Raw genomic sequence first — 22,544 nt, 5'->3', positions numbered from 1 at the left:
GTGTATAAAATAATAAACAAATTAATGTTTTAATTAAATTAATTTGTTTAATGGGTGTTTCTCATCAGGTGTTGTACCTAAATCTTTAGCGGTTTCAGCAATAATCATATCTGTCATTGCAACAGCTGGGAATGCTAATTCTGAGTTGTCGATTGGACCGTAGAGAACGAAGTCTCCTGAAGCCATTGTTTGTACAATGTTAGCACCAATGTCACATACGTGGTGTACGTCTTTTGATAACTGTGCTTTGTCGTTTTCTCTTAATCCTTTTCTGAATTCTCTTAACCAGTCCCATGCTGATGGGATGTTGTGTATACCGCTACCTACTGGTAAACCTAATTTTGCTTTAACAGCAAATGAAGCTCTTACAGCTTGACCTGCACCGTTACCCATAGGGGTTACAGCAACGTCAATTAATGGGTGTTTGATACCTGCTTTTTCAGCGAGTTCTAACATACCTGTTTCAGCTGTTTTACCACCGTTGTTTAAAACGTTCAATTTACCTTCTACTGAAGGGTCCATTGGGTCGAAACATAAAACGATTGAAGCTTCAAGGTCACTTTCAACTAAGTTTTGGAACTCTTCTTCGTCCATTGAAACGTTGATTGAGTTGTAAACACATTGTCCAGCAAATCCAGCTTCTGTAGCTCTTGTAGCTGCAGCCATTCTTGCTTTACCGGATGTTGAGTCCAATAACATAGGTCCGTCCCATACATCAGCTACGAAGTCAATATAGTTAACGAGTGCTTCTTCTGAACCACCGAATACTTGTACTAATGCTGAGTTACCTGTGATATCTTGCATTTCAGCTTGCTTGTTGATTAATTCTTCAGCAGCAGCTTTATCGAAGATACCTTTTTTAGGATCTTCTACAATTTTGTGTCTTGCGTAAAATATGGTACCGGATAATGCGGTAGGACATTCTCCTGGTTGTCCTCCAAATCTTGCACCAGCTAATTCAATAATTTCCTGTTCTTTGTCGAATTTGAACATTATTCCACCTCTGTAACAATGTTATTTTATAAGATTGAAGAACTGCAAAGCTCCTGCTAATGAGTATAATAAAACGGTTCCAACTGCGAAACCAAGTACAATACCTACATCTCTTCCTGTTTTTTGACCTGTTCTTTGGAAGATTTCAGCATTTGTTCTTTCAACTCTATCTTCAACTTCGTCAAGTTTTTTCTGTAATTCTTTGAATTCCTTGTTTGGTGTTATTACTGTAGGAATTTCAGCCATCTAATCACCTTATAAATTTAATGATGGAATTATTAGTCTCTTAATATTTAAAATCCAATTTTTAATATTAATGGTATTGCAACGAATACTAATGCAAACATCATACCATATAATAAACCGGTGAGGCTTTCAGACTGAACTCCAGAAGCAAGACCTAAATCTCTTGTAGTTAGGCCCACTTTATAGTCGAGACTTTCGTTTAATTTCCTTATATATTCAAGGTCTGGTTCTGATACAGTAGGGATACCTTCGATAGCGAAACCATCGCCTGAATCTTCTCCTGCTTCACCAGCTTTACCCTCAAGGTCTATAACCATAGCTTCTTCATCTGTTGCACCAGGGTCTTTGGAGATACAGTCTTTAACTGTTTGTTGAATTTTTCCTTTATCTTCTGAATCAATCATATCAATTAATTCAACGATTTGATTTTGGAATCTTGCAACTGGTTCTTTTCCAACGTTTTCCATGAAAGGAATAGCTCCTTTAGCGCCGATAATACCACCATCGTCACCAATTCCGTTTTCATAGAGAGCTTTGAAACATTGTCCTGTAATGTGTCCTTGAACTTCTGAACCTGTCACAACCATAAATCTGATGTTAGGATTTGAAATGTAGTTAACAATAACTTTTTCAATACCCAAGTTTTCTGTGTGGCAAGGTCCTGAGATAGCTGCACCTGCTTCGATAGCTGCTTCATCTAATCCGTGTGAACCCAATGTAACAACAGCTACACAGCTTTCAGGATTACCTACAACATATTCACCATTAGCAACAGGCCATCCTGCTGCAGGGGCTTTTTTATCTGCCATATTTTAGCACCTCCTGGAAGGCATATATGTTTTGGTTTGGTTTAGAATTTACATATTAATTTATTTTAAGTTCAACGTTTTAATTGGTAATTTAACATAATTATTAATTATTACACAGTAATTATTAATTATCTAACCTAGCTAGATACCAATTCGTGTTTAAATTCATCATTATTAATTAATAATCAATAATCATTATTTTATCTATTTATCATAAGTTAATATAATCTAATATAAACTAATAATAAATCTCTAATAAATAACTATCAAATTATTTAATTAGATTAATAACATACTGTATATGAGAAGTGACAAGAATAAGCCTATTGCAATACCTTGGATTTTACCGTTATAGTATCCAGAGTTGTATTTGTTAACAATTGCAGCTTGTTCGATCTGTTTTGAGATGATTCTCATTCTTGATTCGATAATTGCCATTTCTGGGGATGTCATTTTAACTGATGAACCTTCTTCTTCTCCAGCTCCGCCTGCTTTACCCTCAAGGTCTATAACCATAGCTTCTTCTTCGAATGCACCAGGGTCTTTGGAGATACAGTCTTTAACTGTTTGTTGAATTTTTCCTTTATCTTCTGAATCAATCATATCAATTAATTCAACGATTTGATTTTGGAATCTTGCAACTGGTTCTTTTCCAACGTTTTCCATGAAAGGAATAGCTCCTTTAGCGCCGATAATACCACCATCGTCACCAATTCCGTTTTCATAGAGAGCTTTGAAACATTGTCCTGTAATGTGTCCTTGAACTTCTGAACCTGTCACAACCATAAATCTGATGTTAGGATTTGAAATGTAGTTAACAATAACTTTTTCAATACCCAAGTTTTCTGTGTGGCAAGGTCCTGAGATAGCTGCACCTGCTTCGATAGCTGCTTCATCTAATCCGTGTGAACCCAATGTAACAACAGCTACACAGCTTTCAGGATTACCTACAACATATTCACCATTAGCAACAGGCCATCCTGCTGCAGGGGCTTTTTTATCTGCCATATTTTAGCACCTCCGTGTCAAATTAAACAATTTAGAGACCGATTAGGCTTAAATCCGTTTTAATGATTAAGAATACTGCGAGCATTAAAATTGACAAGGCAATCCAGAAACCGAAGAACATACCTTGGAATAAACCACCAGTTTTGTATGTACCTTCTCTACCAGCGTATGATTTCATTGGTGCGTTTCTTGGGTCTAATGAATTTTCCAATGCTATCGCAAGTTTTTCTAATTGTTCTATTTCTGCTGAAACAGGTTTTAAATCAGTAACAAGAATATCTTTTCTCATTTCTGCAATTAAACCTGTATCGATGTCCAATACTACATTTATATCGGGACATACTTTAACAATTTCCATTTTATCACCTTATTCTTCTTTCTTAGGCAATTCTGGTGTGTATAAAACATCTGAAGCATCGTTCAAAGACATTTTTACAAACATAGCATATGTAGCAACCCATAACACTGCTGAGATAACAGTTGATATTGCATCTAATTTTGAGATTGCGAATACTAACCATGCTAATAAACCACAAGCAATTGCAAGGTACATTGTTCTTCTGTGACTTTCATTAGGTCCTAAACATGCGTTGAATGGGTGTAAAATTGCAATACCTGCTGCAATAAATGCTAAACCAATCATTCCTGTTTCTATTGCACCTGGAATAAATACGTTTGCTGAAAATCCGCCTGCAAATGCAGTACAGAATCCCAAAATTGATAAAGCACCCATTAATGATAATTTTATCATACTTGATACGATAATAGGTACTTTCATACCTACAGGGTTTTGTGTTAACTTACCTACAATCGCACCAATTGCTAATGATACAATAACTGCAATTATCGGTGTAGCCATTGAATCAATACCAAATGCTACTGGTAAATATACCGCTGCAAGTGCTGATAATGTACCCATACCTAAACTTACCATACCAATTGAAGGAACACCGGTACCTAAACCGTATGCTGCTACTTTTCTTGTTGTGTTAGCTCCCGCTACACACGCTGGAACAGTTAATGCTCCACCTATTAACATTGCATATTCTGGAAGAAAGTTTGCAATATACATTCCAACTAATGATAATACAAGACCAATCCCGAGAACTTGAGTTTCAGGGAATAGTTCTGCTGCGTGTCCTCCGCCACCATGTGACATAATTACACCTCATAATTTTTAATTAAAGTCCCATTGACATTCCTATTAATATTATAGCTGCAACTAATGATGACACTGTCGAAGCAATAACTCCATTAGGCATTTTCTTAAATTTAGGATCGTGGAAACCTTCAATGGTACCACCAATGTTGTATGAAGCAAGAACTGCATTCATGAAGAAGAATCCAATTGCTAATACTCCCGCAATTGCAGGTATTGTAAATCCTAATCCTAAAAGACCTACATAAGCCATTCCTCCACCGATTCCACCTAAAGCTGCTCCGATTAATCCGCTAACGAAACAAACTGTTGGAATACCGTGACCAGTTGTACCTGGTGTGATAAATGCACTTTGTGGGTCTTTTGTGATAGGGTCAACATCACATTTATCAGCTGCTGGTACAATACCAACACCGTAAACGTAAATTAACTGACCGATTAACATAGTTAATCCTAACATAATCATAGCACCAACAGCACCTGATAACATAATCAAGAGTGCGTGAACTGGGTTGCTTATCATTATGCCAGGTTGTGCAGCCATTCCTGCAGCCGCTAATAAACCTGTGAAACCTGCACCTGCAGCCAACTGAGTTGTACCGGTACCTACCCCGGTTGAAGTAGCCATCGCAGCTGGTGCACCACCTACTGGAACAAAGTGAACACTTGCGTTAATAATTGCTCCTGCAAGGGTGATTTCAACAAGAGGTAATATAATACTTGAAATATCCATATTATCACCATTACTTTATTAATTATTTGTATGGCCCGTACTTGTTTCTTGCATATACTTCTACTTTTCTGTTAATTATCGCAGCACCAATTACTAGTAATGTACCTAATATAATTGCAATGACTGCTTTCATAACAAGGTCTGCACCCATCAAGTCACCGATAATGTTACCAGTAACGGTTCTCCAACCATCTAAGAAGATGATTAAACCGAAACAGAGACCAGTTAATGGACCTCCGAGTCTTGAACAGAAGTATGATGAATCTAAACCATTTCTAATACCAGTTTCTGCTTTAATATCAATGTCACCTTGGTTAGCAACAGGAATACCACCACCGAAAGCGTATTTTTGGTATTCTCTTTCAGCACCATAGTGAACGTCACCGGTTGATGAACCGATAGCACCAACTGTGATACCGAAGATTAAAGCTACCAATGGCAATGGGAATGGATTACCTAATGCTAATGTAGCTAAGTAAGCTGCTAATAACATAGTGAAAATTGCTATAAAACCGTGTCCCATCATAGGACCCATGTGTGTACTTATAACGTCCATGTATACTGGTTGGTTAAAGTTTTTGGACTGACCTACAATTCTACCTAAGTATGCGCTCAATGAATATGCACCATGTGTAATTGCACCTACTCCTGAACCTACTATTAAACCTAAGATTGGATTGTATCCGCCATTCATTAAAGCCCATGCTACAGCTCCTGCAACTGCTACGTATAAACCGTAGGATACAGGTTCACCGGAGATAGCTTTGTTGAAATATCTGTGTATGTTACCCATTTGAGGACCTAATTGCACCTGAGAGTTAGGGTTAGACTGTGAACCTACATCAGATTCTAAGTCTTCTGCACAACCGGAAACAGTTGCGGCAGCACCTGCCAAGGCTAGGGCTCCAAGGGTTAATAATGTTGGATCCATTTCTTTCACCTCATTGATTAAGGTAATATTGGCTATTTGTTAATTAAATATTTTAAGAATTCGTTAAACATTTCTTTAAACATTTAATGGCGTTAACTATTCAAATATTATTTAATCATATGATATATATTACTTTCCATTTCATTAATAAGCAAAATGACGTTAATATTTAAAAATACAATTAAAAAACTCTTTAATTTAATTAAAGATTTTTTTACTAAATTAATTACCTTTTTAAATGGTTTTACATTCGACTTATTAATGGTGAATGTTAATATCATGTACTAAAATTAACATCAATATTTATTTTATTTCTAGTATTATAATTATATTATGATTTAATCTGCATCATATTTTAAAATTTAAATATTGGTAAAATATATACTGACAAAAATAATTAATTATAATTAATTTCAACACTTTTTTGATGTCATAGTTTATTAAACAAAAATTGAATTCGATTAACTTTAATTATAATTGTTACATGTTATATAACAATTTTTAAAATATATAAAAAAAGGAAACCATATTAGGTTTCCTTTAGTTTTCTTTTACTATTTTACCTAGTCTAATAATAAATCAATAATAAATTATTAATTAAATTAGATTTTAGCAGGTAAGATAGGGTCTCTTTCACCAGCAGCTTCGAATTCTCTTAAAGCACCCCTAGCGATTTCTTTTCTAGGTTTTGAGAAGTCGAATACTAATGAAGGGTCAGCGAATGCAACTTTGATTAATGCGCTTGTAGCAAATGCGTCTCCTCTAGCTGAGTGTGCAGACTGTGCAATACCTGCGTATTCACCTTGGTGACCTACGTTCATTGCATAGTTAGGGTAGTTAGGACCTCTTAATTCCAATGGTGAAGCTTCGTCGTTTCTTATTGCTAAGGAGTTTGAAGCACCACATTGGTCTTGTAAGTCGTAACCGTAGAATCCAAGTCTGCTGTGGTATTCTTTGTGTAAGATTTGTGATAAGTACCAGCCGTTAACACCAGCGTTTGAGTTACCGGTTGCCATACATACTGAAATACCAGCTGCAGCAGCAGCAACAGCAGCTCTTTGTGAGCCACCGAAGTGGTCTTCTAATAATGCTGGGTATTCATCGTATTGTTCTAATGAGTAGAGTGTAACTTCTGAAGCGATGTCTTCTACTACATCCATTGTAGCTTTAGTTCCGCATCTTCCGTATTTTTTCTCTACGTAGTCTAATCCGTAGTATGAGAAGTCATCTAAGATGTCATCTGTGTATGATGCTGTAGCATATTGTGTGAATCCTACACCACCAGACATGTATGAACCAAGCCAGATTTGGTCGTATAAAGCAGCACCAGTAGCAACTACCTCTAATGATTGCTCAACAGGGTCTTCGCTAACTCTTGTTGTTTGTACAACATCTGATAAGATACCAAATCTAACTCCACCTGGTTCGTTTGGACCTCTTGCTCTTCTTCCTGGTAAAGCATTACCCATCTGAATAACGTCAGCGTGCTTAGCAGCGTATGAGAAGTCAGCAATTGCAGCTTCCCCAGCACATAATTTGTATGCTGTAATAAATGACATTCCGATCTGCATTGCAGACCATCTTGAAATTGTACCACCGTCACATACTCTACCAACGAGTGAAGGTACTCTTGATACTTGGTATGTTTTTTTACCGATAGCAGCTTTTAAAGCTTCAGCTTGTTCTTCAGGGAATAATTTGTTGATGTTAATTACAAATCTGTCGTCTAATTCATCAGCTAACTCATCGTCACCGGTGAAGATTTTAGCGTAACAGTCCCATGCTAATGAAGGGTGAACTTCAACCATGTGTTCTTGAACAACAGCTCCCCCTGGGAGTGAGTGGTTAATTGTGTGCATGTACTCGTTGATTGTTTCAGGAGTTACTTCAACACCCAATCTTTTTTCAAGAACCATGTGAGCTGTATCCATACCTACGATAACAGTTCTTCTGATATCGTCCCATAATTGTTGGATTGCAGCGTTGTTCATAAAGTGTAAATCGTCGCCTTCTACGTAAGTATCAGTGTTTGAAACTTTGTATGGCATTAATTTTCTTTGTCCTAAAGGTACACCAATGTCTGGGTTGTACATAGGAATTCCGCCCCTTTTCTCAGCAACAATTTTTTCGTTTTCTGAAACGAATTCTTTCTTCCTTTCTGATTGTTGCCATCCACCGTATGTATAGAACTTGGTGAATTTTTCTTTAGGGTCTTCTTCAAACTTTTCTTTTAATGCTTTTAAGAATAATCTTTTTTCAGCTTCCATATAGGTTCACCTCAAGATTTATGAGAGGTTTCTCTCCCGTAAGGGTGGTAATATTTAATTATAAGTATGCGTCGAAGATTTCATTGAGTGGACAGTATCCACCAAGTGTTCTTGCTCTGTGTATTCTTTTAACAACTTCTACAACTTCCATGTCGTCTCTCATAGCAACGCCATCTTTTCTGTAGATTGTTGTGATTTCTTTTAATTTTTCTTGAGGTACTGGTTCTCCTACATCAACAGGTTCGTCCAATGGTCTTCCAACTTGATCTTTAACATATAATATATGTCCTGTTGCTTCGTCAAACTCGTATCTTTGTAATGCATCGAACATTACTCCGTTTTCATCTAATCTTAATGAGTGACCGTGTACAGTAGCTCCTCTCATACCTGTTGTAGCAGGGTCGAATAACTCTGTGTCAACTAAGTAGTTTTTGGAGATGTCTTCTAAGTTGCTTTCTCTTAATTCCACAACTTGTCTTCCTGATAATGTACCACAGTCTACTCCTCTAAATCTTGACATGTAGAGTCTTGATCTGTCGTATGGTTGTGATGGAGCAAAGTACATTGAGTCTGCAAACTGAATGTATCTAATTCTGTGTCCTTCTTTTGCACCGCTGATAGGTTCTACTAAATCTCTTACGTAGTCTTCAGCTAAGTCCATTTCTTCTAAAGGTGGGTGAACGGTTTTGTAATCTTCACCTGGTTGTCTGTGACCCATGATTTTAACAACGTCTTCATCTGGAATTTCTCTTAATTTTTCCAATTCAAACGCTGGGTTAATGTGATTTCTTCTGTTCTCAGCAACTTTTGTTGCACCAGGGTAGAACTGAGGCTTGTATGCCATAAGATCACCTTATTTCAAGTGTTTTTTTATTTTTTCAATAATTTCATCAATTTTAGATTGTGGTGATGATTCTCCTCTTACAACTCCAGTAACTATTTCAACAATAGTTCCCTTTGTTTCAGGTTCCATGGGGATTACATCAGCAGTTTTAATTCCGATTTTAGCGAAGTCTTCCATATCAATTGGAGTTTGGCAAACAACTATTGTAGGTATGGTTACGTATCTTAAAAACAACCTTGCTTTATAGACAACGTGGCTTTTAACGTTCCCAAAGTGAATAATACATAATTTATGCCTATTAACTTGCTCTACTTCCTCAGGTTTTAAACCAAAAGTTGAACCTAAACTATTTGGTGCATCTGCTGGAAGTCCACTACCTGCATTTAGTACAAGTACACTTGTTTGAATACCAGATTCTCTTATTCCATAGGTAATTTCGCAAACAGGTTTTGTGATATGTCGTCTGCCGGGTGACATTGCAACTACTACAACGTCATTTTTTAGACCTTCGGCAAAGGTTCCTCTCTGAGCTAATCCGCCACCTTGACCTAATCCCATAACAGCTCTACAGTCAACAATCTGCTCTCTCCTACCTACTGGCAAATTATTCACCTTTTTCGCTTTTAGGGATAAGTGAAACAGAATTCTCAAATCTACTTCTAGGGTCCGTAACACCGAGCATTCTCTTATCTATGCTATTTACGAAACTTTCACCGTATTTCATGTAATCTGTAACTGTTGGAGAATCTTTTATAAATCTACCTTCCGATACTTTGTATCCGTATGGGAATAATTCTTTACAAATTTCGTCAACTTTAGACAATTCAGTTTCATCGTCTAATAATATCCAAAATCTACCTACTTGTAAGGTCAATTGAACCTCAACACCCTGAACATTAATGATTTTTCTTTCACTATGATTAACAGGAGTGCCTTTTGCAGGTCCATAATTAACTTTTTGAGGTAATGATTCACCGTGCATAATTACTCTTTGTACGGTTTCTAATGAATAAACACTATTAAGGAAATTTTCCGTAGTGCTTGCTTTTAAGAACCTATGTGGAAAGACTTCAATTTCAATCATTTTCTTACCTAGTTTATTCGATTATTTTAAAATACAATTTAATTTTTATTCATTATACTGCATTTTATAATTTAATCGATTTTTATCAGTAACATAAAATTTAGAAATTAGATTTTCGGAATTTATTATTTAAAATTTAATAAAATTCAAATATCTAATTAGAGTTTGTTTTGAACTTCTAAAGCACCTTCAATTACGTATTTTAAAGGTTCTCTGAATTCATCAAATGCTGAGTATACTGTACCAACTAATGCTGAAGTTTTTTCAGGTGAGAACATCTGTGTACCAGCGTCCATACACATAGCTGCACATACAGGTGGTATAGCAAATCCTTTTGAGTGTCTTGTTACAACGTGGTTACCGTTGAAGATACCTGGTCCTCCACCACCGTAGATTGAGTGTGAGAAGAATGAGAATCCTACTGCAGTACCCATTGATCTACCGTAGTCAACACCTGGTAAACCAGTTTCGTACTCGAGAATGTCGTTGTAGTATAAAATAGTTGAAGCAACGTTCTGTGCAGCTCTAGCAGCACCACAGCTTACCATAACTGCAGCAACTAAACCAGCAGCAGCGTAAGCGTTCCATTTGTTTACATCTGCAGGTTTGTACATGTTGAAGCCTGAACCCATGGTTTTGTCTACAACAATTACACCATCTTCCACAGCTTTTTCTATTGTACTTATTACAACTGAACCAACTGTACCGTTTGCATTAGCTTTAACTAATTCAACTACTAAGTTGTCAGCGTTTAAACCTTGGTAAGCTAAACCTAACAAGTGTTGTCTTTCGAATGAACCAACTGCATCTCCCATTTCAAACATAGCTGTTTGTTCTAAGATGGATGAGAATGCGATAGCGTTCATTAAACTCTTTTTAGTTGTAGCTACAGCGTGGTTTACAGGTATGTTTCTTAAAGCGTAACCTAAACCTTCTAATTTTGATGGAGCACCTAATAATGATGCAATGTTACCACCAGCGTAGTCCATATCTTGTGGATATTGACCCATGATAGCTGAGTGTACTGTTGAACCGTCAAACATATCAACGTTGAAGTTTGTGATAATAGCTTCTTTTAAAGCCATACCAGTTGACAACATTGATACTGAGTATTCTGCAGCAACATCTAATCTTTTTGTAGGTACCTGCACAGCCATCTGTTTACCGCCGTTAATTAATTTAACTGTGGTATCATCGCCAGCTGAAACTTGCAATATACTTTTTACTTTGTCAGCGATAGCTTCTGCATCGCTTACAACATCTAATTCTATAGCTCTACCAGGAACCTGGCAACCTTTACCGCCGATTTTACCTTTAGCCAATGATTCTTCAATACCAGCTAAGTTAACAGCAACGGTTCTTTTAATATTTTTAACCATCCCCATTATAGTTGGGTTATTTAATGGGCTGATAGCTTCCAATGGTACATCTTCTGCTACTTGGTTTCCTTTCGCATCAAATAGACATATCTTATCTTCATACTTTACCATAGGAATCACTCCTATTTTTTTGATATATACATCATAACATTACTCTATGTATATATATTCACTTTTTCATTAACATTAAATAGAAAAGTTTATATATAAGATGTTTAAAACACAATAATTTGAATTTAAATATTCAAAAAATGAGCTTTAATATATAAAATTAAGATGAAAATAGATGATTTTTTAAAAAAATGTTATTATTATATCTTAATATCTAAATATTAGATTAATACTAATTATTATCTAAATATTTCGCCGAATATTTGGTTTTCAATAATATATTACGAACATGGCGTTTTTTATTACCTACTAGTATTTTCCGAAGATTTTTTAAGACTCTTATAAAATTAATCATTCTCTAATTTGTACTACAAATCTTAAAATTTTTAATACTTTATATTATCAATATTTAAAAAAGTATTAAATTATAATATTTCAGTATTACTAAATTATAAAATGGTATTATATATTCATATAATTTTACCCCTAAAAATTTAAGACAGATTAAATAATATACTATGATATCCAATACTAATTAATTTATATTTATAAAAATAATAGTATTTCTATAATGAATTTGATATTTTGAAAGACAAGTTTACAAGATAAGTTTACTTTACACAACTTCAAAATATCATAGACAATGTGGTTAATATACTATTAATAAAGTAATGAATAAACCAAGTGATTTTATGAAAAATTTTGACGATTTTAACAGTTTCAATAATTTTGACGATTTTGACGATTTGAACTCATTTGACCCCTTTCAAATGGCAAACGAAAAAAGAAAAAACGATCAAAAAAATGATAATTTAAAAACACAACTCCTTATTGATTTAAAAGGTGAACCCGGTAAAAATTGCGGGGGCTTCTGTAAATTTTGTTACTTTAGAAAAGTAAGTTTCAAAAATCCAGAACCTTTAGGATGTAATCAGTGTACATATCACATCGGTTGTGATTATTGTACTAACTCCATAAGGGAAATTAACGGCGATTTTATACCTCTACCGTTTGCAATTCAGCAAATACAAGATTCGCTCATGTTTAAAAAATATGATAAAATAAATATCACAAGTGGCGGGGATACAAGCTATTATCCTTATCTAGAGGAACTTTGCCGAGAAATAGCAAGTATGGGTTTAAATATCCATTTAGGCTATACATCAGGTAAAGGAATAAAAAGCCTACAATCTGCAAAAAATATGGTTGATTATGGGGTTGATGAAGTAACATTTTCAGTTTTTTCAACACAAATCGAACTTAGAAAAGAATGGATGAATGATAAAACTCCAGAAATTTCACTAGAATGTTTAAAACACTTTTGTAAAAATTGTGAGACACATTGTGCAATAGTTGTGGTTCCAGGGGTAAATGATGGGGAAGTTTTAAAGAAAACAATAGCTGATTTAATAGATTGGGGCGCAAATGCTATAATTTTAATGAGATTTGCAAATAAAATAGAAAATGGATTAATTTTTGGAAATGAACCTTTAATTGAGGGTATAAATGTTCAAACAATGGATGAATTTAGGGCTGTTGTAGAAGAAATGTATAATTTATATGGTAATCAAATAAGACTTTCAGGAACGCCAGTTTATGACCCTATAACGGATACACCATTTGCAATATTGAAAGATGAAGAAACAGTGGAAGAATTAAGAAAAAGCATAAGGTCAGAAGCAACACTTATAACAGGTTCGGTTTCATACACTTTCCTTTCAAAAATTTTCAAAGATACCCCTATAAACGTTATAAAGGTTAATAAAGATATTTCAGACCTTATAACAAAAAAAGATTTAGAAACAGTAGATTTAAATGAGTTAAAAGAAACAGTTTTAATTCCTTCAAGAGCTTTAGTTCATGATCGAGATATGGAGGAAATTTTGAAAAAGGATGGAATTGATAGAATTATATTGAGGGGCGTTGATAAATTAACGTTAGATGGTGAAGTTAGTGGTGTTTATACAAAAGAACAAGCAATCGAATTTGAAAAAGAATGTTTCACAGAATTAATTGAAAAAGTAAACTTCTTTGGAAATCCTATAAAAAATAATTAACTAAAAATAACTAATAAATAAAAAATAACTCTTTTAAATTTTTAATCACTCAATAAATCAATTTATCTTAAAAATAGAATTATCGTATTAAAATACTAAATAATCATAAATCTAAATTAATAGATATATTTGCCTATAAAAAAATGCCGAGGGGGGGACTCGAACCCCCGACCTCTCGGTTTCCCAGGACCCAAGGAATTATATCCTTGGGTATTTTCCGTATGAGCCGAGCGCTATAACCAGCCTAAGCCACCTCGGCAAATCTCCACATATTCATCGTAATCCTACTAATTCATCTTGGCTACTTTAACATACTCAAAACATCTATATATAGTTTTCTATTACCTAAAATACCCAAATATATAAGTTTATGGATTTATTATCCAAAATATTTATTTTTAGATTATTTAGCGAAAACTATATATATTTAAAGATATGATTAGACTATGCAATTAATTTATATACCTCATGCTGTATGCTATCGGCATATAAGCTGTTTTAGTGCGAGGGTCGCCGAGCCTGGTCAAAGGCGCTAGATTGAGGGTCTAGTCTCGTAGGAGTTCGAGGGTTCGAATCCCTTCCCTCGCATATATTTTATAAAAGACTTTTTTAAGATTATTAACTTATCGATTATTAAGTGACTATATTGTATTTATTGTATTTTATCTTAAATTTACTATCGTAATTAATGAAATTAATGAAATTAATGATTATGGTTGATATTTATTTATTAAATAAATTTTATAGATTTATACAATAATATCTAATTTATTAAACTTGATTTAGATTATAATTAGGTTCAATATACTAAATGAAATGATAACAAATTGGGCTGAAAGTATGAACTCAAAAAAAGATGTAAAAGAGATTGTAGTATGTGTAACTGGTGCAAGTGGTGCAATTTATGCAAAAAGACTATTGGAAGAATTAAAAAAAGATAAATCGGTAATTACCTCATTAGTAGTTTCAAAAATGGGTGTTTCTACAATAAATTATGAATTGAATCAGGAAATAGACGATTTTTATAAATTAGCAGATAATATATATAATGAAGATGACTTTTATGCACCGATAGCCTCAGGTTCTCATAAGTTTGATTCTGCAGTGGTAGTACCATGCTCTATGAAATCGGTTTCAGCAGTAGCAAATGGTTACGCAGACAATTTAATTGCGCGAGTATGTGACATATGTCTAAAAGAACATAGAAAATTAGTATTGATTACTCGAGAAACGCCTTTAAATGCAATTCATTTGGAAAATATGACTAAATTAGCGAAATTAGGTGTGGTAATAATGCCCCCAGTACCTGCATTTTACAGTTTTCCAAAAACTGTGGACGATATTATAAACTTCACAGTAGGGAGAATATTGGATAATTTGGGAATTAATAATAATTTAGTTAAGCGTTGGGGCGATGAATAATTTAATACTTTTAAAATAAACGTTTTTAAATATTTTTAAACATTTTAAATTTATAAGTATTTTTTAAAGATTTTTTGTTTTTTTTTTAAAAATATATCATTATAATTATATAATATATTGAATAATATATTCCTACTAAAATTTATCAAATTATCATTATAAAATTATCATTATCATTATTTCATAAATCATATGGTGAAATCATGCTTGACAAATTAGGTCAAAATATTTCAACTGCACTAAATAAAATAAAAAGTGCAACATTAGTGGATAAAAAATTAATTAAAGAAGTTATAAAGGATATCCAAAAAGCTTTAATCCAATCGGACGTTAATGTTAAGCTTGTTTTAAAAATGAGTAAAGATATCGAAAAGAAAGCAATCGAAGAGACTCCTCCAAAGGGTTTAACAAAAAAGGAACATATCATTCAAATAGTTTACAATGAACTCGTACAAATGATAGGAACTGAACCTCAAAAATTAGATTTGGATCCTTCAAAAAAGTCAATTATCTTATTGGTTGGTATCCAAGGAAGTGGTAAGACCACAAGCTCTGCAAAATTAGCAAGATTAATTCAAAAAAGAGGATTGAAGCCAGCTTTGATTGCAGCGGACGTTTACAGACCTGCAGCATACAAGCAATTGCAACAACTCTCTGAAAAAATAAATGTTCCGCTTTATGGCGATGAAACAAGAACCAAAACTCCTATCGAAATAGCAAAAGATGGTTTAAACAAGTTAAAAAAAGCAGATGTATTTATTATTGATACTGCAGGTAGACATAAGGAAGAATCTGGACTTTTAACTGAAATGAAGGAATTAAAAGACGAATTGAACCCAAAAGAGATTATATTAGTTATCGATGGTACTTTGGGACAACAGGCTAAAAACCAAGCTAAAGCATTTAAGGATGCCGTAGAGGATATAGGCAGTATTTTAGTTACTAAATTGGACGGTTCTGCCAAAGGTGGTGGTGCATTAAGTGCAGTAGCCGAAATAAACGCTCCTATTAAATTTATAGGTACTGGTGAAGGCGTAGATGATTTAGAAACATTTGACCCTAAAAAATTCATATCAAGACTTTTAGGTATGGGTGATTTAGACAGTTTGCTCGAAAAAACCGATGATATCGTAGAAGACGCAAATGAAGAAGATATCGAAGCAATACTTAAGGGTAAGTTTACGTTAGTTGAATTGTATTCGCAATTGGAAACAATTTCCAAAATGGGGCCTATGAAGCAAATTTTAAGTATGATACCAGGAATGGGTGCTTCAATGCCAAAAGAGGCAGCAAGCTTAACTGAGCAAAAATTAAAACGTTATAAAATTTTAATGGATTCCATGACTGAAGAAGAAAAAGAAAACCCTGAATTGATAAAAACCTCTAGAATGCAAAGAATTGCAAGAGGTGCCGGAGCAAAACAAGAGGAAGTTAAGGAATTGTTAAAATACTATCAAACGACCAAAAATGCTTTCTCAAACTTAAAACGTGGTAAGATGCTAAAAATGGGCGGTCAAATGGGTAAAATCATGAGACAAATCATGTACAAAGAATAAAATAATAATATAATATAATATAATATAAAAAAAATAGATATTTAAATTAACCCTTTTACTTCTTTTATTTTTTTTAAATTTTTTTCAACATCTTTATTTACATTTTTATATAGACTCTGACCATTGCTATCCATTGAAACAACTAATGGACCAAAATTTTCAACTTCTAAACTCCAAAATGCTTCAGGAATTCCCAATTCTATTTTATAAACTGATTTGACTTTTTTAACACTTTCAGCAAGTAAGGCTGCACATCCCCCCGGTGCAGATAAGTAGGCGACAGAATGTTCTTTAAAAACGTCTAATAATTCATCAGTCATGCCCCCTTTACCAATAATAGCTGAAATGCCTGTAATTTCTATAAACTCTTTTTCGGTTTTATTCATACGTGCAGATGTGGTCGGACCAATTGCAACACATTCCCATTCGCCATTTTTATCGTTTTTTTGTCTCATTATGGGGCCTGCATGATATATTACACCGTTTTTTAAATCAACAGGTGATTTTCCCTCTTCTATTGCAGTAATATGGGCTTCATCTCTCCCTGTGCAGATATTTCCAGATATGTAGACAATATCGCCCACGTTTAATTTTTTAATATCTTCTTTTGAAATTGGAGTTTTTAAATAATATTGCATAAATTTCACCGAGTAATCATTTTTTAATAATTTAATAGCTCAATAAGTTGATAGTTTAATAATAAATAAAACACTAAAATATTTAATATTATTAATATATTTTTATATTATGTAGTTTAATTATTACCTTAATCAGATATTTATTATAATTACATTAAATTTACATTACAATTATATTATAATTATATTAGAAATTATTATTTAAAATTAGATAGTGATAACATGGAAAATAGTAATGGCGAATCCAATGGTTGTAGCATAAGCAAATACGCTAAATGTGGATTATCATCTCTCGTATATATACACGATAACGTAGTATCTTCTTTAGAAAAAATAAGCCAACATAAATTCGATTCATGGGAAATCGTTTTTGAAGGTACTCACGCGGAAGCAGAATGTGAAATGGATAATATTTTAAATTTAAAGCATAGTCAAATGAAATGTCAAAAAAGTTTGGACACTGTTGTTCACGCACCTTTTACAGATTTAAACCCTGCTTCACTAAATAATAAAGTTTCAAAAGTTACACTAGATAGTATAATCGAATCAATCGACTTTGCTTCAAAAACGAACTCTAAAGTCGTAACTGTACACCCGGGCTATATTCCATATCTATGGAAAGATTACAAGGAACGAGTAGTTGAAAGCAATAGGGATTTAATAAAAAAATTAGTTGAAGTGGCTGAAACGTACGATGTAACAATCGGTTTAGAAAATATGCCTAATTTTTTCGGAGTTTTGGGGACTACGCCTGAAGAATTGGCAGAACTTACAAAAGGAATCGATTCTAATAATTTAGGTATAACTTTTGATATTGGTCACGCTAACACTTGCAAAGAATTATCGAATTTAAATACTGAAGATTATGTGAATGAATTAAATAATATTGGAAAAGGTATTGTTCACACTCACATCCATGATAATGATGGAACCGACGATTCACACCTTAAACTAAAAGATGGTAATATTAACTTAGAAGCCGTATTTACAAACCTAAGGGACATTAATTATAACGGAATTTATAGTTTAGAATGTAGAAGCATGGAAGACGCAATTGAAAGTAGGGATATAATATCAAAAATTTTAAAAGATATCAATTAAGATATTCTTAAAGATATCAATTAATAATATTACCTAAAATATCTCGACTGAAAATTAATAATTATCAAGTTTTACCATTTTCCGTAAATTATATATTGAATACACAATATTATGTAATTAATACGTAAATAGAATGTAGTATAATTTAATTTTTAAGTAAAAAGACTAATCGGTGAAATTATGAAAGTAGCAATATTGGGCGGAACCGGAGACCAAGGATTAGGTCTAGCAATGAGATTTGCAATGAATGAAAATAATGAAGTTATCATTGGTTCAAGGAAAGAAGAAAAAGCAATCGAAGCTGCAAAAGAAGCAATGGAACGTTTAGATGCTTTAAAATCAAATACTTCAAAAATAACAATAAACGCAATGACAAATTTAGATGCTGCAAAAGAAGCAGACGTAGTAATTTTATCATTACCTTTTGAATACACTATTTCAACATTAAAAGATTTAGTAGAAGTTTTAAATGGTAAAATTGTAGTTTCTTTAATGGTTCCATTAGCAAGTGCATTTGGGGACAAACCTACAAGGGTTATAACCTGCCCACAAGGTTCAGTAGCTGAAATGGTACAAGCTTACTTGCCAGAATCAACTGTTGTAAGTGGTTTCCACAACGTATGTCATAAGTGTTTATGCGATTTGGAAAACCCAATAGACTGCGATGTTTTGATTGCAGGTGATGATAAAGAAGCAAACAAAATTGTTGTAGAACTTGCAAATACAATCAATGGTGTTAGGGGAATCGATTGTGGAAAATTAGAAATTTCAAGATACATCGAACAAATAACCCCACTTTTAGTTCAATTAAATATTAAATACAAAGCTAAAGGAACAGGATTAAGAATAACAGGATTGAATTTATAATATTAATCCATGAACTCATTTTTTTAATTCAATTTTTTTTAATTTTAAATTATAGTTTAAAGTTAACAATATTAAAAGAGTCTTAAATAGTCTTAAATTGTGATGAATATGTTTGATTTAGATAATAAAAAATTAGATAACTTTTTAGAAAAATACATGAATTTTGGGATATTACTTATACCCTTATCAATAATATTTGTTCCTCAAATAGGATTTGATATAATTCTATGGTATTTTGTAGGAATTATTTTAATAATCTTATCGTCAGAATTTATTAAAAAAGATAATAGTGACGTCAATGATGAAAATATATTATAAAATATTCTTTTTTTTAAATTTAATTTAGTTTAGTTTTTGATAAAAATAGTTCTTTAAAATATATTACTAGTAAACTAGTTTTAATTTAGTTAAAAATTGAAAAAATAAAGATTTGGGTATGTAAGTACCTTATTTAATAGGTACGAACATTGAACCTCTTGTAGCACCCATACCTGGGGAACCGTGTTGAACAACAGCTCTTGTTGGTGCAAATTCACCAATGAATCTACCAACAGCTTCTTCAACTAATTTTACTTCTTTGAAAGCTTTACCGTTGTAAATACCGAATGATAAACCAATCATTTCAGGAGTAATCACAAAGTCTCTGCAGTGTGTTCTGATAACTCTTGGTTCTTTTCCTCTATTTACGAGCTTTCTTGCCTTTTTAATTTTCATAACCAATTTTCTTTGGTTTGCAGTAATTCCTCTTTTCATAGTTCTTCTTTGTCTTGAAGGAATTATCTCCATGAATTTTTTTACAGGCATTTCTTGCAACTGTTCTAATGTGTATCCTTTGTATTTGAATTCTACTCTTCTTCTAGGAGCCACATTTTGTTTAGTTGACTTTTTTCTTTTGCCGCCTTTTCCACTAAACTTTTTTTGTCTGGCCATGTTTATTCACCTTAGTAATAATAATCAATTATTTTATAATTGTTAATCTTAAGCATAAATGATTAACTGATTAGCGCAATTATCTTTTGCCACCAGTTCTTCTTGAAGCTATGTGACCAACTTTTCTACCTGGTGATGTGTGTCTTGAAACGCTTGTAGGTTTACCTGTGTGTTGGTGTCTACCTCCCCCGTAAGGGTGGTCTACTGCGTTCATTGCAACACCCCTAACTCTTGGCCAAGCAACAGCTTTAGCACTTAAAGCGTGGAATTTCTTACCTGCTTTCAAAAGAGGTTTTTCTTTTCTTCCACCACCAGCAACTACACCGATTGTAGCTCTACATGATGGGTTTAAAACTTTTGGATATCCGGAAGGTAATTTGATAATAGTTTTTCCTACGTCGTGTGAAACAACGTGAGCGTAGCAACCACCAGCTCTAACTAATTTACCACCGTCTCCAGGAATAGTTTCAATGTTGTATACAGGAATACCTTCAGGTATTTCAGCTAAAGGTAATACGTTACCAGGCTTGATTTCTGCACTGATACCACAAGCAATTTCATCCCCAACTTTTTTACCTTCAGGGATTAAAACTAATCTTTCTTCACCATTTTCAAATCTTACTTTTCCAACAGGAGCGCTTCTTCCAGGGTCATGTAATACGTCGATTAAAGCACCTACAACACTGCCGGTTTTCTCTGATTCGTCGTATGACCTGTATTTAACAGCTCCTTTTCTTTTATGAGATGGGGATGTGTATTTAGGAGTCCCTCTACCTCTATTTTGGGATATTAGTCTTTTACCCATTTATATCACCATCGATTGTATCTACAAGTGTGTGTTTGAGTAATCTGATTTTACTTGTTTTCATCTTTTACGATAGGATTTACCACATAGGGTGAAATTCAATAAGTTTTCATCTTTTCATAAACATTGCGGGTTGCATCGCTTATTGTGGATAGAATTATCTGAATTTCCTTGTTCGTATGTTTGCAAAATGCTAAGTAAAATTAGTAAATACCTAAGTTTGCAGCTACTTCACTTGCATCAAATTCTTCTTTTAATGTAATGTAAGCTTTTTTAAGTCCTTTCGGTGTTATTTCGGTGTTAACGCTTTTAGCTTCAACTTCGAATAACTCTTTCATAGCTTTTTTAACGTCTTCTTTTGTGGCTTTCCTTTCCACATAGAATACAATCTTGTTTTCTTCCTCTATCAGTTTCATTGTTTTTTCACTGATAATAGGTGTTTTAATTACGTCAAAGGCATCCATTGCCATTCACCTCAAAGTCTACTTTGACCAAATAATTGCAAACTTTAAGACAAATCAAATCTAATTTAATTTTATAGTCTTATAATCTAAATATAGAATATTATTCTATTTTATTTTATATTCCTAACAATTATCAGATTTATTCAACTTGTTGCAATTTGCAATTTTTAACCATTGATATATAATCGAATAATAGATTATTAAATTTAAATATGGTAATTATTCGAATTTTTCCCTTAATGCTTCAATAGCTCCTTCAGTCCAGAGTGTTAATCTACCTGCAGCAGTACCTGGTGCTATGTGCATAGTACCTAAGTCATCAGCTGTGATTACGTCAACACCTGCAACGTTTTTGGAAGCTTTAACAGCATCGCAAGCTTTTGATACAACAACCAAAACACTTCTTGGTTTTTTGTATTTTCTTCCTCTTAATTTACCTCTACCGGCTTTAATTGAGATACCGTCTTTAGCTCTAGCTAAGTCTGCATCTAATTTTAAAGCTTTGAATACTTCTAAAGCATCTTTTGTTTTAACAATACTTTCGAATTCTTCACTTACGATTAAAGGTAATGCTGGAACATCAGGTATGATGTGTCCTCTTGCTTTTACAATTTCTACGTTTGCACTTGCAGCAATAGCACTTTGTAAAGCTTTTAATCTTTCTTTTCTGTTGATTCTTTCTAATAAAATCTTTTCTACTTTAGGTCCGTGTGCTCTTCTACCGCCAACTGCTTGAGGTACGAAAGCTGCACCACCTTGAGCGGTTCTTCTTACTCTTGCTCTACCGTGACCTTTACCGATTGATTTAGCAGAAGTTCTGTGACCAGCTAATAAATTTGAACCTTTTGGTTGTAATTTTGCGGTCAATGATGAAATTACAGCTCTTTTAATCAAGTCAGGTCTGTATTCGGTGTTGAATACGGATGGTATTGCTACTTCTCCTTTTTCAGAACCATCTAAGTTGAATATTTTTGCGTTCATAAATTTACACCTGCTCGTGTTTTATTTATAGGTGATTGATTTAATGAATTTTCTTCTTAGCATTAATGAATATATCATAAATAATTCAATTATAGTTAATTATATCAATTATAATTCAATTTTATTTATTTTCTATTCATTTATCTACGAAACGTTATC

The 22,544-nt window shown here is 33.3% G+C and carries 24 protein-coding genes and 2 tRNA genes; 7 read left to right on the top strand and 19 right to left on the bottom strand.

Going from position 1 to position 22,544, the window contains the following annotated elements; genetic code table 11:
* Positions 1-33: 33 nt before the first annotated feature.
* The 13 genes from mtrH to mcrB form a co-directional block, all read right to left on the bottom strand.
* On the bottom strand, positions 34-993 hold the full coding sequence (gene mtrH / locus J2127_RS01200; protein ID WP_209590206.1) for a tetrahydromethanopterin S-methyltransferase subunit H: 960 nt from the start codon (positions 991-993) through the stop codon (positions 34-36).
* A gap of 21 nt (positions 994-1,014) precedes the next feature.
* Positions 1,015-1,239, bottom strand: coding sequence for a tetrahydromethanopterin S-methyltransferase subunit MtrG (gene mtrG / locus J2127_RS01195; RefSeq protein ID WP_209590207.1), 225 nt, complete (start codon positions 1,237-1,239; stop codon positions 1,015-1,017).
* A gap of 47 nt (positions 1,240-1,286) precedes the next feature.
* Positions 1,287-2,048 (bottom strand): tetrahydromethanopterin S-methyltransferase subunit A, encoded by a 762-nt coding sequence (gene mtrA / locus J2127_RS01190; RefSeq protein WP_209731620.1) that lies wholly within the window; start codon positions 2,046-2,048, stop codon positions 1,287-1,289.
* A 279-nt stretch (positions 2,049-2,327) separates the two neighbouring features.
* A complete protein-coding gene (gene mtrA, locus J2127_RS01185) occupies positions 2,328-3,056 on the bottom strand; it encodes a tetrahydromethanopterin S-methyltransferase subunit A (protein ID WP_209731619.1) in 729 nt (242 codons plus the stop codon).
* A gap of 31 nt (positions 3,057-3,087) precedes the next feature.
* Entirely contained in the window at positions 3,088-3,414 is a 327-nt protein-coding gene (locus J2127_RS01180) for a tetrahydromethanopterin S-methyltransferase subunit B (RefSeq protein ID WP_209590210.1), read from the bottom strand.
* 9 nt (positions 3,415-3,423) lie between these two features.
* The gene (mtrC, locus tag J2127_RS01175; RefSeq protein WP_209731618.1) at positions 3,424-4,215 is read right to left on the bottom strand and encodes a tetrahydromethanopterin S-methyltransferase subunit MtrC; all 792 of its coding nucleotides are present in this window, start codon (positions 4,213-4,215) and stop codon (positions 3,424-3,426) included.
* 22 nt (positions 4,216-4,237) lie between these two features.
* Entirely contained in the window at positions 4,238-4,948 is a 711-nt protein-coding gene (gene mtrD / locus J2127_RS01170) for a tetrahydromethanopterin S-methyltransferase subunit D (RefSeq protein WP_209731617.1), read from the bottom strand.
* Positions 4,949-4,970: 22 nt separating this feature from the next.
* Positions 4,971-5,879 (bottom strand): tetrahydromethanopterin S-methyltransferase subunit E, encoded by a 909-nt coding sequence (mtrE, locus tag J2127_RS01165; RefSeq protein ID WP_209731616.1) that lies wholly within the window; start codon positions 5,877-5,879, stop codon positions 4,971-4,973.
* A gap of 602 nt (positions 5,880-6,481) precedes the next feature.
* A complete protein-coding gene (gene mcrA, locus J2127_RS01160) occupies positions 6,482-8,146 on the bottom strand; it encodes a coenzyme-B sulfoethylthiotransferase subunit alpha (protein WP_209731615.1) in 1,665 nt (554 codons plus the stop codon).
* 58 nt (positions 8,147-8,204) lie between these two features.
* Positions 8,205-8,990 carry a coenzyme-B sulfoethylthiotransferase subunit gamma gene (mcrG, locus tag J2127_RS01155; protein WP_209731614.1) on the bottom strand — a complete coding sequence of 262 codons (786 nt, stop codon included), beginning with the start codon at positions 8,988-8,990 and terminating at the stop codon, positions 8,205-8,207.
* Positions 8,991-8,999: 9 nt separating this feature from the next.
* Positions 9,000-9,593, bottom strand: coding sequence for a methyl-coenzyme M reductase I operon protein C (gene mcrC / locus J2127_RS01150; protein WP_209731613.1), 594 nt, complete (start codon positions 9,591-9,593; stop codon positions 9,000-9,002).
* A 1-nt stretch (position 9,594) separates the two neighbouring features.
* Entirely contained in the window at positions 9,595-10,074 is a 480-nt protein-coding gene (gene mcrD, locus J2127_RS01145; protein WP_209731612.1) for a methyl-coenzyme M reductase operon protein D, read from the bottom strand.
* 158 nt (positions 10,075-10,232) lie between these two features.
* Positions 10,233-11,564, bottom strand: a complete 1,332-nt coding sequence (gene mcrB / locus J2127_RS01140) for a coenzyme-B sulfoethylthiotransferase subunit beta (protein ID WP_209731611.1) — start codon at positions 11,562-11,564, stop codon at positions 10,233-10,235.
* 770 nt (positions 11,565-12,334) lie between these two features.
* Here mcrB and mmp10 point away from each other — a divergent pair.
* Positions 12,335-13,621: a methyl coenzyme M reductase-arginine methyltransferase Mmp10 gene (gene mmp10, locus J2127_RS01135; protein WP_209731840.1), complete on the top strand. Its 1,287-nt coding sequence runs from the start codon at positions 12,335-12,337 to the stop codon at positions 13,619-13,621.
* Positions 13,622-13,765: 144 nt separating this feature from the next.
* Here mmp10 and J2127_RS01130 read toward each other — a convergent pair.
* Positions 13,766-13,880, bottom strand: a tRNA-Met gene (locus J2127_RS01130).
* Positions 13,881-14,124: 244 nt separating this feature from the next.
* Here J2127_RS01130 and J2127_RS01125 point away from each other — a divergent pair.
* From J2127_RS01125 to J2127_RS01115, 3 genes are all read left to right on the top strand, one after another.
* Positions 14,125-14,209 (top strand) — tRNA-Leu (locus J2127_RS01125).
* A 252-nt stretch (positions 14,210-14,461) separates the two neighbouring features.
* The gene (locus J2127_RS01120) at positions 14,462-15,043 is read left to right on the top strand and encodes a UbiX family flavin prenyltransferase (RefSeq protein WP_209731610.1); all 582 of its coding nucleotides are present in this window, start codon (positions 14,462-14,464) and stop codon (positions 15,041-15,043) included.
* Positions 15,044-15,246: 203 nt separating this feature from the next.
* Positions 15,247-16,599 (top strand): signal recognition particle protein Srp54, encoded by a 1,353-nt coding sequence (locus J2127_RS01115; RefSeq protein WP_209731609.1) that lies wholly within the window; start codon positions 15,247-15,249, stop codon positions 16,597-16,599.
* 41 nt (positions 16,600-16,640) lie between these two features.
* Here J2127_RS01115 and J2127_RS01110 read toward each other — a convergent pair whose 3' ends face one another.
* Entirely contained in the window at positions 16,641-17,237 is a 597-nt protein-coding gene (locus J2127_RS01110) for a FumA C-terminus/TtdB family hydratase beta subunit (RefSeq protein ID WP_209731608.1), read from the bottom strand.
* 222 nt (positions 17,238-17,459) lie between these two features.
* On the opposite strand from J2127_RS01110, the gene J2127_RS01105 reads away from it, so the two are divergent.
* The 3 genes from J2127_RS01105 (at position 17,460) to J2127_RS01095 (ending at position 19,523) form a co-directional block, all read left to right on the top strand.
* On the top strand, positions 17,460-18,338 hold the full coding sequence (locus tag J2127_RS01105) for a sugar phosphate isomerase/epimerase family protein (protein ID WP_209731607.1): 879 nt from the start codon (positions 17,460-17,462) through the stop codon (positions 18,336-18,338).
* A 180-nt stretch (positions 18,339-18,518) separates the two neighbouring features.
* Positions 18,519-19,205, top strand: a complete 687-nt coding sequence (gene npdG / locus J2127_RS01100) for an NADPH-dependent F420 reductase (RefSeq protein WP_209731606.1) — start codon at positions 18,519-18,521, stop codon at positions 19,203-19,205.
* Between the two features lie 108 nt (positions 19,206-19,313).
* A complete protein-coding gene (locus J2127_RS01095) occupies positions 19,314-19,523 on the top strand; it encodes a hypothetical protein (RefSeq protein ID WP_209731605.1) in 210 nt (69 codons plus the stop codon).
* A gap of 129 nt (positions 19,524-19,652) precedes the next feature.
* Here J2127_RS01095 and J2127_RS01090 read toward each other — a convergent pair whose 3' ends face one another.
* From J2127_RS01090 to rpl4p, 4 genes are all read right to left on the bottom strand, one after another.
* Positions 19,653-20,135 (bottom strand): 30S ribosomal protein S19, encoded by a 483-nt coding sequence (locus J2127_RS01090; RefSeq protein WP_209731604.1) that lies wholly within the window; start codon positions 20,133-20,135, stop codon positions 19,653-19,655.
* A 79-nt stretch (positions 20,136-20,214) separates the two neighbouring features.
* Entirely contained in the window at positions 20,215-20,940 is a 726-nt protein-coding gene (locus tag J2127_RS01085; protein ID WP_209590227.1) for a 50S ribosomal protein L2, read from the bottom strand.
* 203 nt (positions 20,941-21,143) lie between these two features.
* Positions 21,144-21,404, bottom strand: a complete 261-nt coding sequence (locus J2127_RS01080) for a 50S ribosomal protein L23 (RefSeq protein WP_209731603.1) — start codon at positions 21,402-21,404, stop codon at positions 21,144-21,146.
* A gap of 219 nt (positions 21,405-21,623) precedes the next feature.
* On the bottom strand, positions 21,624-22,385 hold the full coding sequence (gene rpl4p, locus J2127_RS01075) for a 50S ribosomal protein L4 (RefSeq protein ID WP_209731602.1): 762 nt from the start codon (positions 22,383-22,385) through the stop codon (positions 21,624-21,626).
* Positions 22,386-22,544: the final 159 nt, after the last annotated feature.

The sequence above is a fragment of the Methanococcus voltae genome (assembly GCF_017875395.1).
Classification (GTDB): domain Archaea; phylum AGJL01; class Methanococci; order Methanococcales; family Methanococcaceae; genus Methanococcus; species Methanococcus voltae_C.
The sequence above is the reverse complement of the archived record's forward strand: the minus strand, read 5'-3'. Positions and strand labels throughout refer to the sequence as shown.